This is a genomic window from Pseudomonas sp. D47, from assembly GCF_045447305.1.
Lineage (GTDB): Bacteria > Pseudomonadota > Gammaproteobacteria > Pseudomonadales > Pseudomonadaceae > Aquipseudomonas.
In genome coordinates, this window is sequence record NZ_JBJGXU010000040.1 from 39,699 (window position 1) to 54,340 (window position 14,642).

Consider the following 14,642-nt stretch of genomic DNA (forward strand, 5'->3'; position numbering starts at 1 on the left):
AAACCAGCGGCGGATGTTTCGGCACAACGCGCCGGGATCAGATCAACCCCTGTCGATTGCGATAAACCTGTAGCGCCCCGAAAGGGTCGTGCGCCGATTAACTGGAGCTCTTTCATCACGCTCAAGGATTGGCACCATGCCCGACGCTACTGAACAAACGCTGCAAGCCGCGCCCCCGAACCAGCCCGACAACCACTACGCCCCGCTGAAAAACGCGCTACCGCGCTGGCTCGGCGAAACCTCCCTGCGCCGCCGCCAAGCCTTGGGCAACAGTGTTGTGGGCCTGCCTCAATCGGTGCGCAGCGCCAGCCCCGACAACCTGGGCGAACTCAAGCGCTTGGCCACCGCCCACTGGAGCGCCCAAAACACCGTCGAACACGCCCTGGCCAACGTGCTCAATGCCCAAGACTTTGCCGAACCGATCCTCACCCTGGCCCTCAAGACGCAGTTCGGCCTGGACCTGGACGTCAAAAATACCTTCTTGCGCCTCTATGTCCCGCAAACACTGCCAGGCCTGCCGATCCACTCGGGAGCCGCGCGCACCTGGACCGTGTCACTGCTGGAGGCCGTGCTGCACAACTTTGAAGCCAAGGAAACCCAGGCAGACGCCTATGAAGCGGTGTCGACCTTCATCACCCGCCCCGACGCCAGGGGCCACTTCGACACCTTGCCAGCCATCAAAAAGGTGCTGTCGATCCACGCCTTTACCCAGCTGTGCCGCGACCTCGACATCGGCGCGCTGTATGCGAGCTACCTGCGAGAGCAACTAGGCTTGAACGAACCGGTCGCCGAAGCCGCCTTGCGCCTGAAGGTTGAGAACAGCCACAAGGCCGAGCTGCAAGCCGCACTGCACTGTGCCTTGATCACCGGCGACATCCAGCTGGACTATTTTCGCTTGATCCAAGGCCTGCTCGACGGCCTGGCCGGCATGCGCCTGGACGGCCAGGCGCTGCGCTATCACGACCTGAGCCTGATGGGCGCCGACCTGCCCGGCATCATCGTGTTTGCGCCTGACCTTGAGACCAGCCGTTCGGCGGCGCGGGTGGTCGCCTATGTGCCCGGCGACCCCAAGCACCCGATCAAGGAATATGCCTCCTCCCAGGCGATGCAAAAAGAGCTGGTGCGCCAGCTGCGCGATGAAGGCTACCAACGGTTTTTCAGCCGGTTTGTCGCCCATGACCAACGCGGGCATTTTTTCGCCAACCTGGGCCAACTGCTGGCCAAAGTCACCTGGCACCCCCACGTACATGGCAGCGGCCTGCCGACCTGGTATGAAGCGCCCACGGACAACCCACGCGTGCGCTTTGTCGCCACACCCCGCAGCGGCGGGCTGGAGCGACATCAATACCAGCGCACACTCAATCAGATCCTCAACGACGGCCGCACCACCGCCGTCGCCACGGCAACCGTGGACCGCAATGCCCGTTGGGCACTCTGGGATTCATTCGTCAACGTCGCCTCCTCAATCCTGCAAGCCGCTGCCTTGATCATTGCGCCCTTCGTGCCGTTTGCCGGCGAATTGATGCTCGGCTATATGGCCTACCAATTGCTGGATGAGGTGTTCGAAGGGATCATCGACTGGAGCGAAGGCGTGCACAGTGAGGCCGTCGGGCACCTGCTGGGGGCGGTCGACGCCTTGGTGCAACTGGGTGGTTTCGCCGTGGGCGGTACGATTGCCATCGCCGAGTTTCGCAAGGTCCTGCCCCAGAGCGTCATCGACTTCATCGACCGCTTCAAGCCGGTAAAACTCGCCAACGGCCGCACCCTCTACTGGAAACCCGACCTCAGCGCTTACGAACAACCGATCAGCGTGCCGCAGGGCAGCTACCGCGACCCATCGGGGCTGTTCCAACACCCGCGCGCAAACCTGCTGAAGCTGGACAACAAGGTCTACAACGTGGAAACAGACCCGGCGTCCAACACCCAGCGCATCGCGCATCCTTCGCGCCCTCACGCCTACCGCCCGCACGTGCGTCACAACGGCCATGGCGCCTGGCACACGGAGCTGGAACAACCGCTGCAATGGGGCCGACAAACCCTTTTGCGGCGCTTGGGGCACAGCGTGGAAGGCATCAGCGAGGCTGACCAGACGGTGGCGCTGAACATCAGCGGTGTCGACGAAGCGGCGCTACGCAAGATGCACGTCAACAGTGAAAAGCCCCCGGCCCTGCTGATTGATACCCTGGACCGCTTGCGCGTCGACCGCGCGCTTCAAACCCAAATCGACCAGCTCAACAGCGATGACCCGCAGGTGTACGGCAAGGTCGACCCACAGGCCAACCTGCAGTTATTGACCGGCCAGGGCTATTGGCCGCAAACCCGCAGCTTGCAATTTATCGACGCCCAAGGGCAAACCGCCTGGACGTTTGGCGACAACCAACTGCCCGCCATCCGGATCCTCGAAAGCCATTTGAACAATGGCGATCTGCTCAAGGCGATACTCACCCAACTGCCCCCGCAAGATGCAGCTCAAGCGTTTGGCGCAGACGTGGGTGATTCGCGCCTGAGCCTGGACACACGCGCCACCCACTTGCGAAAAAAACTTGCGGCGATTGCCCAAGAAAAGCGCATGTCGTTGTTCGAATCACACTACGCGCCCCTGCAAGCCACCCGTAATCCAAGAGCACAGCGCCTGATGGATGCCGCCCCTGGGCTGCCGGCCAGCGTCGCGGAAAAACTGCTGGACCACGCCACAGCCGAGGAGCTGGCAGAACTGGACAACCAACGCACGCCCCAGCGCCTGAACCAGTCGGCACGCGATGCGTGGGCCGAAGTACGCGTTTGCCGCGCCTACGAAGGCTTGCACTTTGGCGCGGCCACCTGGGACACCGAGCGCCTGGCCCTGCATTCGCTGCCCCAACTGCCGGTATGGCCTGCGCAGGTGCGCCTTCAGGTCAGGGACTATTCGGCCAACGGCCTGCTGCGCGATCAGGTCGGCACTGCCCAGGCGCCGATCGTGCGCACGTTGGTACGCAGCGAAACCGGCGAATACACATGGCCTGACGACAACGGCGCACTCACCAAGCCCACCGATCTTTACTCGGCGATCCTCGGCGCACTGCCCGAGGCGCAACGCCAAACCCTTCAACTGGGCATTGATCAAGGCGTACGCCTGCGCCGGCGTATTCGAGAACACGCCCTGGCACGCAATCAATTGCGCGAACTGCTCAGTGCAGACCCCCTTCGCAAACCGACTTACGACCCGGGCATCATGAAGCTGCTGGGCGGCATGGAGGGCTACCCGGCCCTGGCTGAGCACGGTGATGGACCGCCGCCGCTGCTTGCGCAGGTACGCGATCTGTTTCCCACGCTTGACGATGCGCAAATACAGAACGCACTCGAACACATGCAAGCGCAACCAGGCGGCGCCAGCAATGAGCTCGCCCTCCTACGCGCGGAGCGCCAGGTATTGCGCCAAAACCTGCAAACCTGGCAGCAAGCCATCCCCGCTATCGACCCCGAAACCCAGCTTGCAATGACGCCTCAGCGACGGGATTACGAGCAAAGGACCCGCCACCTGATAGCCGCACAACTGGAAGAGTGCTGGCGTCAGGAAACCCCGCGCGACCAGTACTTTACGGATGGCTCGCCCAATGGTTATACCCTGAGGCTCAATGCCCCGGGCTTAACCGACCTGCCGGACCCCGGCTCAACCTTGAAGCATGTGTCACTGTTGTCCGTGATCGGCGGCCCCCACCTGCAAGGAATCGAAGGGTTTTTGCAGCGTTTTCCCTGGCTTCGCCACTTGGAACTGCGCTCGATTGCGCTGGGAGACTTGCCGCCCTACATCAGCACGCGGCCCGATCTGAACAGCCTGATCCTGAGCGACTGCAACATTACCCTCACCGCGCAAAGCCAGGCCCGATTGAACGCCATGGCCGGCCTGCACGCGCTGGACCTGCACAACAATCCGCTGGGCCTGGTACCCGATGTGCAGGCCATGCCCAACCTGAGCCTGTTGGACCTGTCGTCCACCGACATCGACCGCCTGCCCAATGGCGTATTGGATCACCCGCAGTTGCAGGCCATCTTGCTGAGCGACAACCAAATCGCCGAGCTACCCCAGAGCCTGTTCAGCGTGACGCCCGAGGCCGCCCAAAAGTTCGACCTGTCCGGTAACCCACTCACTCGGACCACCCTGCAGCGGGTCAAGGCTTACTGCCAAAGCCAGGGCGCGTTTTTCGCCGCCCAGGCGCCCAGCGCGGAGCGTGCCAGGGTCATGAACCTGTACCCGACCTTTCTGGAGACTGAAGCGGACCGGTTCATCTTTCGTATGCCCGGCGACATGGACGCCGTCGCCCCGACACTCACGCGCCTTGAAGCCGAATACGCGCAACTGGGCACCGACCTTCAGCAGTGGGCCCTGAACATCCCCGCGCGCCATCCCACCCTAGGCATCCCGCTTGACGAACAGACTGCCGCGCTGGAGCAACTGGCACGCCAGAACTTCAAGACCTTGCTTGAAGACGCTTGGCGTCGCGAAAGTGAGGAGGACCAAGAAAGCCTGGACAGTGAATTCACCCATTCAGTGGCCATTGAAACATCGACCCTGGGCCCGCTGCCTGAACTGAGCGCAAGGTTCGAGCATGTCACCAACCTCGAAATCAACGGCAGCGGCGTCACCAACGGGGTTGATGGCACGCTCAGATGCTTCCCTCACCTGGAAACACTGACCCTCAACCAATGCATGCTCGGCAAGCTGCCGCAAACACTCGCGCACCTGCCGAGGCTGTCCATCCTGAACCTTGAAGACAGCCGGGTCACGTTGACCGCGCCAGACATCAATATGCTCAGCGACATGACCCAGCTTGAGTACATCAGCCTGAGCAATAACCCACTGGGCATGGCACCTGACGTCAGCAAACTGCATGAATTGAAGGCGCTTCATCTACGCAATAGCGGGATCAGCGCGGTGCCTCACGGCCTGTTCAGTCTTCAGGAACTGGAAACGGTGGACCTGAGCGACAATTTGATCAGCGACATTCCGGCCGACCTGCTGGAATCGACAGCGGCCTATGGCGAGGACAGCGATTTCAGCGGCAACCCGCTGTCACCGCAAAGCCTGCAGTATCTGAGGCAACACTACCTGCGCACCGGCATCGATTTTCAGGTAGAGGCCGCCACAGTGGACGATCAAGGCGTGCCCTTGGTGTTCGTGGGCCCGACGCCGATGGAGGAGTAATCAGCCGCGCTCAGAAGGCACTGACGACAGCTCGAAGGGGCTGCTGCTGCGTCGCTGGTTGCGGTCTTCACGTGGGGTGGCGCCGAAGAAGTTGCGGTAGGCGCTGGAGAAGTGCGGCCCCGAAGAGAAGCCACACGACAGGCCGATCTGGATGATCGACTTGCTGGTTTGCATGAGCATCTGGCGCGCCTTGTTCAGGCGCAGTTCCAGGTAATACTGGCTGGGAACGCGGTTGAGGTATTGCTTGAAGATCCGTTCAAGCTGTCGTCGCGACACGCACACGTGCTGGGCGATTTCGTCGGTGGTCAGCGGCTCTTCGATGTTGGCTTCCATCAACAGAACCGCCTGGGTCAGCTTTGGATGGCTGGAACCCAGGCGATTTTGCAGCGGGATACGCTGGCGTTCGCCGCCTTCGCGGATGCGCTCCACCACCAGCTCTTCGGACACCGCGCCGGCCAGCTCAGCACCGTGGTCACGGGCCAATACCGCCAGCAACAGGTCAAGTACCGACATGCCGCCACAGGCGGTCAGGCGATCACGGTCCCAGTCGAACAGATGGCTGGTGGCGATAACCTTGGGGAAACGCTCGGCAAAGTCATCCTGCCAGCGCCAGTGCACGGCGGCGCGGTAGCCGTCGAGCAAGCCCAACTGAGCCAGCGGATACACCCCGGCCGACAAGCCGCAGATCACGCAACCTGCCCGCACAAGCTGCTTGAGCGCAGTGCTTAGCTGGGAGGCGATGACGGTGGGCGGTTCGTCCGCGAGCAGGAAGAGTTTCTGGAAGCCTTCAAGCTTGCCGGCCCACGGCTCGCCCGGCAATTGCCAGGCGCCTTCAATGGCAGGCTCTGCGAGCAGAAACGACAACTCGTAGACCACGTCCGGATGCACCCGCTGAGCAACGCGCAAGGCCTCCTCAGCCAGCGCAAGCGTCAGGGCTTTTGTGCTGGGCCAAATCAGGAAACCAATTTTGTGGGCGGTCATGGAATGCTATCCGAAGCGAAGAACGGTAATGAAGACAAAGGCCAATGCTAGCCCGGAAACCAACACAAATCTCTAAAGCTAATGAAGATCAAAATGTGCGAGCTGGCTTGCCTGCGATGGCGGTGGGGCAGTTGGCACATCGGTTACTGATACACCGCTATCGCAGGCAAGCCAGCTCCCACAGGGACCGAAGTCAACTTCCGAGCTGCCAAGCATGCACTAACTCGGTGCACAAAAGCAGTCTTGATTATTTCAGGCTGCCGGACAGAAACTGCTGCAACCGCTCCGATTGCGGGTTCACCAGCACTTCGCGCGGGTTGCCACGTTCTTCGACGATGCCTTTGTGCAAGAACACCAGCTGGTTGGACACTTCACGAGCAAAGCCCATTTCGTGGGTCACCACCACCATGGTGCGGCCTTCCTGGGCCAGGTCCTGCATGACCTTGAGCACTTCGCCAACCAGCTCCGGGTCGAGCGCCGAGGTCGGTTCGTCGAACAGCATTACCTCAGGCTCCATCGCAAGCGCACGGGCAATCGCCACGCGCTGCTGCTCGCCGCCGGACATGTGGCCGGGGAACGCATCCTTACGATGGCCCACGCCGACTTTGGCCAAGTAGTGCTCGGCCTTCTCTCGCGCGTCTTTCTTCGACATGCCCAACACGTGCACCGGCGCTTCCATCACGTTTTCCAACGCAGTCATGTGCGACCACAGGTTGAAATGCTGGAACACCATCGACAGGCGCGAACGCATGCGTTGCAGTTGCTTGGGGTCGGCGGCCTTCATGGCGCCGTCCTTGTTGGCCACCAGTTTCAGCTCTTCGTTGTTGAGCAAAATCTTGCCGGCGTGGGGTTGCTCGAGCAGGTTGATGCAGCGCAAAAAGGTACTTTTGCCCGAACCACTGGAACCGATGATGCTGATCACATCACCGGCCGCGGCGGCCAGGGACACACCTTTGAGCACTTCATGACTGCCATAGCGTTTATGCAGGTCTTGGACTTCAAGTTTGTACATGCGGTCGGTTCTCACAAAAACAGGTGGTCAGTCGTTGAGCAAGCGCCCGTGACGCAGCGCTTCGCGCCCCGCCACCTTGGCCAGCCAGAAACCCGCTTGGGCATAACGTAGCCGTTCAACGGCAAACAACACCCCCGAGGTGCCCGCGCGGATGATGCTCACGCGGTCTTCCAGAGGGTCAATCACTTCAAAAATCGGCTCGCCGGCCTCCACCCAGTCACCGGCTTTACGCAGGTAACTGATTACGCCGGCATGGGGGGCGAACAACAATTCGGTGCCTTCAAAGGGCAAGCCTTCGCAAGGTTCGTGCTGCGGCGCGGGCCATTCACCTTTGATCAAGCCTTGCTCGGCCAGGAACGCCAAGATGCCTTCAGCGTGGAAGATCGCCTCATCCCGGCCGGTGTCGGCCTGGCCACCCAGTTCCAGGGTCGTCGCCAGGCACGCCAGCGGAATCTGCGCCTCGGGGAACGCCCGAGACAGACGCAACCACGGCAGCGAGCACGCCTCATCAAACGAGCTGCCGCCGGAGTCTTCGGCCAGCAGGCCGACTTTTACATTCAAATGCGCCGACAGCGAGCGCCACTGCGGCCAATGCTGGGGCAGCGCGTACATATGCAGCGCGGCTTCGGCGTCGCAATGCAGGTCCAGAACGATATCGGCGCTACAGGCGTGGCTCAGCAGAACGCGCTGCATGCCTTGCAACTGGCTGCTCGGCTCGGGCAATGCATTGAGCGCATCGCTCATCGCCTGGCGGATCATGCGCACATTCGCATGCGGATCATCGCCCAGCTTGCCTTGGAGCAGCGCGGCAACCGGCTCGCTCAATTCAACGAAATCACGGTTGAAATTCTTGCCGCTGCCGACCTCGAAACGCCCCTGGTGGCTGCCTTGCAACAGCTGGCCCAAGCCCATTGGGTTGGCCACCGGCACCAGCTCGATCACCCCGTTGAGGGCGCCTTGCTGTTCCAGTTCACTCAGGCGTTTTTTCAGCTCCCAGGCCGCGCGCATGCCGGGCAACTCGTCGGCGTGCAGGCTGGCCTGGATGTAGGCCTTGCGCTCGCCCTTGCCGAAACGAAACACGCTCAGTTGGCGCTCGCAGCCCAAGTGGCCCCAGGGCAACCGGTGATCGATACGTTCCATATCAGTGCTTCCGTGGCGCCAGGTAGCTCAGCCAGCGGCGCTCGGCCAACTTGAACAGGCGTACCAGGATAAAGGTCAGGCACAGGTAGAACACGCCGGCCGTGATATAGGCTTCGAACGGCAGGTAGAACTGGGCGTTCACCGTGCGCGCGGCACCGGTGATGTCGATCAAGGTGACGATGGACGCCAGACTGGTGGTCTGCAACATCATGATCACTTCGTTGCTGTACTGCGGCAGCGCGCGGCGCAGGGCCGACGGCAGCAGGATGCGGCGGTACAGCTTGTAGCGCGACATGCCCATGGCCTTGGCCGCTTCGATCTCGCCATTAGGGGTGGCCTTGAGGCTACCGGCAATGATCTCGGCGGTGTAGGCGCTGGTGTTGATCGCAAAGGCCAGGCACGCGCAGAACGTGGCGCTGGACAGCAGCGGCCAGAGGAAGCTTTCGCGCACGGCTTCGAATTGGGCCAGGCCGTAGTAGATCAAAAACAGCTGCACCAGCATCGGCGTGCCGCGAATCACATAGGTGTAGAGCCAGGCCGAGCCGTTGACGATCGGCTGTTTGGACACACGCATCAAGCCCAGAGGCAAGGCGGCGAGCAGGCCGAAGAACAACGAAATGGCGAGCAATTTCAGGGTGGTTGCCAAGCCGCCGAGGTACAGCGGCATGGCGTCCCAGATGACGTTGTAGTCGAAGATCATAGATCAGCCGCCCTTACGCCTACCGAGTAGCGCTTCTCAAGATAGCGCAGGGCCAGCAACGACACGCTGGTGATCACCAGGTACATCGCCGCCACTGCGAGGAAGAAGGTAAAAGGCTCGCGGGTGGCATCTGCCGCCTGCTTGGCCTTGAACATCATGTCTTGCAGGCCCACCACTGAAATCAGCGCGGTGGCCTTGGTGAGTACCAGCCAGTTGTTGGTAAACCCAGGGATCGCCAGCCGAATCATCTGCGGCACCATCACCCGGAAGAACACCTGAAAACTGCTCATGCCATACGCAAGGCCGGCCTCGGCCTGGCCCTTGGGAATGGCCATGAAGGCGCCACGGAAGGTTTCCGAGAGGTAGGCGCCAAAGATGAAACCCAGGGTGCCGATACCGGCGGCCAAGGGGTTCAAGTCAATATAGTCGTCATAGCCAAGCAGCGGCGCGACGCGATTCAGCAAGTCCTGACCGCCGTAGAAAATCAGCAGGATCAGCACCAAGTCAGGGATCCCGCGGATCACCGTGGAGTACAAGTCACCCAGCCAGGCCAACCAACGCACCGGCGACAGGCGTAACGCGACCCCGATCAGACCCAGAACGATCGCCAAGGCCATGGACGACAAGGCGAGCTGAAGCGTCAACCATGCGCCATCGAGGATGACGGCCCCGTAGCCTTTCAACATGATTCAGGTCCTCGAAAAGGGGGATGAAAAAATGGCGCAAACCGCAGGAATTCTGTTGCTTGCGCCATTCTGGACAGACAGCTAGGACGAGTTACTTAAGGTCAGCGCCGTAAATATCGAAGTCGAAGTATTTGTCCTGGATTTTCTTGTATTCGCCGTTGGCACGGATCGCAGCAATAGCAGCGTTGATCTTGTCCAGGTCGGCCTTGTCGCCTTTACGTACCGCGATACCGATGCCTTCACCGAAGTATTTGACGTCGGTGAACTGTGGGCCCACAAACGCGTAGCCTTTGCCTGCGTCGGTCTTCAGGAAACCGTCTTGCAGCAAGGTAGCGTCAGCCACGGTGCCGTCGAGGCGACCGGCTTCCACATCCAGGTAAATTTCGTTCTGCGAGCTGTAAGGAACCACGGTGGCGCCTTTAGGGGCCAGAACTTCCTTGGCGAAACGATCGTGGATCGAACCGCGCTGCACACCGATCTTCTTGCCTTTGAGTTCATCCAGGCTGTCGCTGACGGTGGTGCCTTCCTTCATCACCAGGCGCGCTGGGGACAGGTAGTAGCGGGAAGTGAAGTCCACGGACTTCTTGCGGTCGTCAGTGATGGACATGGACGACAGGATCGCATCGATCTTGCGCACTTTAAGCGCAGGGATCAGGCCGTCGAACTCTTGCTCAACCCAGACGCACTTGACCTTCATCTCTGCGCACAAGGCGTTGCCGATGTCGTAGTCAAAACCGACGATGCTGCCATCCGGCGCCTTCGAGGCAAACGGAGGGTAAGCCGCTTCGATACCAATCTTCAGGGGCTTTTCATCAGCGAAGGCCTGCATCGACAGCACGGACAGCGCCAGGGCGCCCAACAGCACAAGTTTCTTCATCTTGGGACTCCATCGGTAGGGCAAAAAGCAGAATGAGCCGTGGCCCACGATGCGACTTAAGTGAAACCGAATAGCGGTGCTGCGTCCTACCCCGAATTGATACAGGAGACGACGAGCGAGTGATCGGCATTCTAACGACAGGCCGGAAGCCGATATTTCCTCAATGCGACAACAATTTACAGAAGCACCGAGAAAGCGGTTCCAGCACATTGACAGCCGCTGCTTTTTATGCAGAGACAAAAGACATTAAACCTATTGATCCTGCAAATTGCGGGCCTATTATTCGCAAACCCTTCTAGCACGGCAAGTCTGGCGTTTAATCTTATTTCTGAGGGTGTCTAAACCGTGGGTTTTCGGGGCATGGGCGTAGCACTTTGCCTCATGTTTGGGCGTGGGGTTACACATTTAGGGTGCTCGGTAACATTCAGAAATATCCAACGAGGTAAGTCGATATTTATTGGCTTGAGGGTTATGCGGGTCTGTCAGACCACGGCTTCAGCCAGCCTGCAAATACATTCCAACTGTGGGAGCTGGCTTGCCTGCGATAGCGGCCTGTCAGCTAGCCCATTGTTGCCTGCCCCACCCTTATCGCAGGCAAGCCAGCTCCCACGCTAGCCCGCTTCGTATTCTGAACCCCACAAAAAAGCCCCATCCAGCTCACGCCGAATGGGGCCCTGTCCCATCAACCTCGCCTTACGCGACGTTCATGGTCTTGTGCGTCTCAATCAAATGCGCCACCACACCTGGGTCCGCCAGCGTGGAGATATCCCCCAACCCGTCATACTCAGCCGTAGCGATCTTGCGCAAGATACGGCGCATGATTTTCCCCGAACGCGTCTTCGGCAAGCCCGGCGCCCACTGGATCACATCCGGCGAAGCAATCGGCCCGATCTCTTTGCGCACCCAGTTTTTCAGCTCCAGGCGCAGCGCTTCATTCGGCTCTTCGCCATTTTTGAGCGTGACATACACATAGATGCCCTGGCCCTTGATGTCATGCGGCACACCCACCACCGCCGCTTCGGCGACTTTCGGGTGGGCAACCATGGCACTTTCAATCTCGGCGGTGCCCATGCGGTGGCCGGACACGTTAAGCACGTCATCCACACGGCCGGTGATCCACCAGTAGCCATCTTCATCGCGACGAGCACCGTCACCGGTGAAATACATGCCACGGAAGGTCTTGAAGTAGGTATCGACGAAACGGTCATGGTCGCCGTACAGCGTACGCGCCTGGCCTGGCCACGAATCGAGGATCACCAAGTTGCCTTCGGCAGCGCCCTCGATGATGTTACCGAGGTTGTCCACCAACGCCGGCACCACACCGAAGAATGGCCGCGCCGCCGAACCCGGCTTGAGTGCATGAGCACCCGGCAGCGGGCTCATCAGGGTGGCGCCGGTTTCGGTCTGCCACCAGGTGTCGACGATCGGGCAACGGGATTGGCCGACGTTCTTGTAGTACCAGTCCCACGCTTCCGGGTTAATCGGCTCACCGACAGAACCGAGCAAGCGCAAGCTGCTGCCATCCACGCCTTCGCAAGCAGCGGTGCCCGAAGCCATCATCGCGCGGATCGCAGTGGGCGCGGTGTAGAGGATATTGACCTTGTGCTTGTCGACGATCTTGCCGACACGGGTGATGTCCGGGTAGTTCGGCACGCCTTCGAACAGCAGCGTGGTCGCGCCATTGGCCAGTGGGCCGTAGACAATATAGGTGTGGCCGGTGACCCAGCCGACGTCGGCGGTGCACCAGTAGATTTCGCCCGGGCGGTAGTCGAACACGCGCTCGTGGGTCAGGGCTGCGTAGAGCAGGTAGCCGCCGGTGGTGTGCTGCACACCTTTAGGCTTGCCGGTTGAGCCGGAGGTATACAGGATGAACAGCGCCTCTTCGGCGCCCATCTCTTTGGGCGCACACACGGTGCCCGCCACTTTCATCAGGTCTTCGTACCAGATGTCGCGGTGCTGGTTCCACTTGATGTTGCCATTGGTGCGCTTGCACACGATGACTTTCTGGATGCTGCTGGTTTCCGGGTTGGTCAGCGCGTCGTCGACGTTGGCTTTCAGCGGAATTTTCTTACCCGCGCGGATGCCTTCGTCAGCGGTGATTACCACCTTCGACTTACAGTCGATGATGCGACCGGCCAGGGCTTCCGGCGAAAAGCCGCCAAACACCACGGAGTGAATCGCACCGATGCGGGTACACGCCAACATGGCGACCACGGCTTCGGGGATCATCGGCATATAGATAGTCACCACGTCGCCGCGGTGCACATCCTGGCCGCGCAGGGCGTTGGCGAACTTGCAGACTTCTTCATGCAGCTCGCGGTAGGTGATGGTGCGGCTTTCGGAAGGATCATCGCCTTCCCAGATAATCGCCGCCTGATCGCCACGCTCGGCAAGGTGACGGTCCAGGCAGTTGTAGGAAACGTTCAGGGTGCCATCGGCGAACCATTTGATGTCGACATGGTGGTCGTCGAAAGAGGTCTGCTTGACCGCGGTGAAAGGCTTGACCCAGTCAAGGCGCTTGGCTTGCTCACGCCAGAAACCATCGGGGTTGACCACCGACTGCTGGTACATGGCCTTGTAGGTCGCCTCGTCGGTCAGCGTGTTGGCTGCTACTTCGGGGCGAACGGGGTACAGGGAAGCCGCACTCATCTTTCTTACCTCGGTGACATAGTTGTTGTTGTATGGCCCCTGTTGTAGCCGGGGCTGCCCCATAGAACCATTCGACGATGGTAGTAACAAGCCCCTACACATTGCCCTGCTATGCCCGTATGCGGCTCTGGCCCGCGCCCTGCGTGGCTTTCACGCTGGGTGAAAAAACCTTTACCACAGGATTGTTACAAAAACCGCCAATAGTCTTTATCAAAAGCACGGGTATATGAATATAACCCGCGAGCCTAGAATCAACTCCGCCAACCAAGGCAATGTGATTAACACCGTAACAGCCCCCACGAAGGCAACGTTAATCCGAACTTCCCAACTCTTAAGTTACACACGCGGCCTCATAAGGGCCCCGTGACCCCTTTCGCCCTGAAGAAGGTAAATACAGTAATGAAAGCTCTCGTAGTTATGGCCCTCAGCAGCTTGTGCGCCACCGCCGCCCTGGCCGATGAGGCCCCGACCGAGCTGGCCGGCCAGAACGCCCCGATTGTTGAAGATTACACCTACAGCACACACTTGGATGTGGCCAAAGTATTGTCCATGAGCGCTGTTCCGGAAGTCTGCCAAGTTGTACCGGTAAAGATGGAATATGAAGACTCACACGGCCAGCGCCATATTCTTAATTACCAAGTGATGGGCAATGGTTGCTCTAACGGATAACAACTTCCCGCCGTGGAGTTAAATCCAGATCTTATTCGCCGCAAGAAATCGTTCTTGCGGCAAAGAGCCGATCCAGAGCCCACCACGAAACAAATGTGGTAGCTGGCTTGCCTGCGATGGCGATTTCGGCCTTACACACCTCCCAAAGCCCTCCACATCCCCGCCTCCTCCAGCCCCACAAAAACTATCCCACCGCCCGTCAAAAAATTCCTACCCTGGCAAAGCCTTGCAAACACACGCCTTGGCCGAAAACCACGGCATTTTGGCCCTCCATCGTGACCATCCGCCGCAACACAAAGACAAATTTTTCCTTATAATGCGCGGGTAAATCGGGCCTGCAATATCCCTTTACACGGGGATGAAGAGCCAGACCTGAGGCCCCCGCTGGAGCATGCACCTGTCGCTCCGCCCCTCAAGCCTCACGCAGAGCACCCGTTACCCTATTCCGTTTAATGCCTGCGCTAGCTGTTGCAACAAACGATTCCTTAAGATCCACCGCGGCCCGAGGGCCGTGTGAACACCCAACCATCCGGTTTCACACGGGCACCTTTGAGCCCTCACGCAGGAGACGACACGTCATGCTGAGCTGGGACGAATTCGACAAAGAAGAAGACGGCGAAGTAGTTGCCAAAGGCGCCAACGCCGGCCACGCCACCGAAGCCAACATGGACCGCCTCGACGGCGCCGGCGCTGCCGCCGCCATCGAAGCCCGCGCCGTCACCGCCAGTGACTCCGCCGCCATCGTG

The 14,642-nt window shown here is 60.1% G+C and carries 9 protein-coding genes and 1 pseudogene; 3 read left to right on the top strand and 7 right to left on the bottom strand.

The window, feature by feature from the left end:
- Window positions 1–136 precede the first annotated feature (136 nt).
- Window positions 137–5,182 (top strand): dermonecrotic toxin domain-containing protein, encoded by a 5,046-nt coding sequence (locus ACI77I_RS22370; protein WP_406998446.1) that lies wholly within the window; start codon window positions 137–139, stop codon window positions 5,180–5,182.
- Here the strand turns inward: ACI77I_RS22370 and ACI77I_RS22375 are convergent, their stop codons facing one another.
- The 7 genes from ACI77I_RS22375 to acs form a co-directional block, all read right to left on the bottom strand.
- Window positions 5,183–6,163, bottom strand: a complete 981-nt coding sequence (locus tag ACI77I_RS22375) for a GlxA family transcriptional regulator (protein WP_406998448.1) — start codon at window positions 6,161–6,163, stop codon at window positions 5,183–5,185.
- Between the two features lie 247 nt (window positions 6,164–6,410).
- Window positions 6,411–7,175, bottom strand: a complete 765-nt coding sequence (locus ACI77I_RS22380) for an ABC transporter ATP-binding protein (protein WP_003214336.1) — start codon at window positions 7,173–7,175, stop codon at window positions 6,411–6,413.
- Window positions 7,176–7,202: 27 nt separating this feature from the next.
- Window positions 7,203–8,315: a succinylglutamate desuccinylase/aspartoacylase family protein gene (locus ACI77I_RS22385; RefSeq protein WP_406998450.1), complete on the bottom strand. Its 1,113-nt coding sequence runs from the start codon at window positions 8,313–8,315 to the stop codon at window positions 7,203–7,205.
- Between the two features lies 1 nt (window position 8,316).
- Entirely contained in the window at window positions 8,317–9,015 is a 699-nt protein-coding gene (locus ACI77I_RS22390; protein WP_094950488.1) for an ABC transporter permease, read from the bottom strand.
- Window positions 9,012–9,701, bottom strand: a complete 690-nt coding sequence (locus ACI77I_RS22395; protein ID WP_053257623.1) for an ABC transporter permease — start codon at window positions 9,699–9,701, stop codon at window positions 9,012–9,014. The genes ACI77I_RS22390 and ACI77I_RS22395 overlap by 4 nt, the downstream gene beginning before the upstream one ends.
- 91 nt (window positions 9,702–9,792) lie before the next feature.
- Complete coding sequence (locus ACI77I_RS22400; protein ID WP_094950486.1) at window positions 9,793–10,578, bottom strand: ABC transporter substrate-binding protein; 786 nt, start codon at window positions 10,576–10,578, stop codon at window positions 9,793–9,795.
- A gap of 693 nt (window positions 10,579–11,271) precedes the next feature.
- Window positions 11,272–13,227, bottom strand: a complete 1,956-nt coding sequence (gene acs / locus ACI77I_RS22405) for an acetate--CoA ligase (protein WP_056861684.1) — start codon at window positions 13,225–13,227, stop codon at window positions 11,272–11,274.
- A gap of 399 nt (window positions 13,228–13,626) precedes the next feature.
- Between acs and ACI77I_RS22410 the strand changes: the two genes are divergently transcribed.
- Window positions 13,627–13,896 (top strand): DUF2790 domain-containing protein, encoded by a 270-nt coding sequence (locus ACI77I_RS22410; protein WP_094950485.1) that lies wholly within the window; start codon window positions 13,627–13,629, stop codon window positions 13,894–13,896.
- 578 nt (window positions 13,897–14,474) lie between these two features.
- A pseudogene (locus ACI77I_RS22415) lies at window positions 14,475–14,642 on the top strand (ribonucleotide-diphosphate reductase subunit beta); the annotation flags it as partial.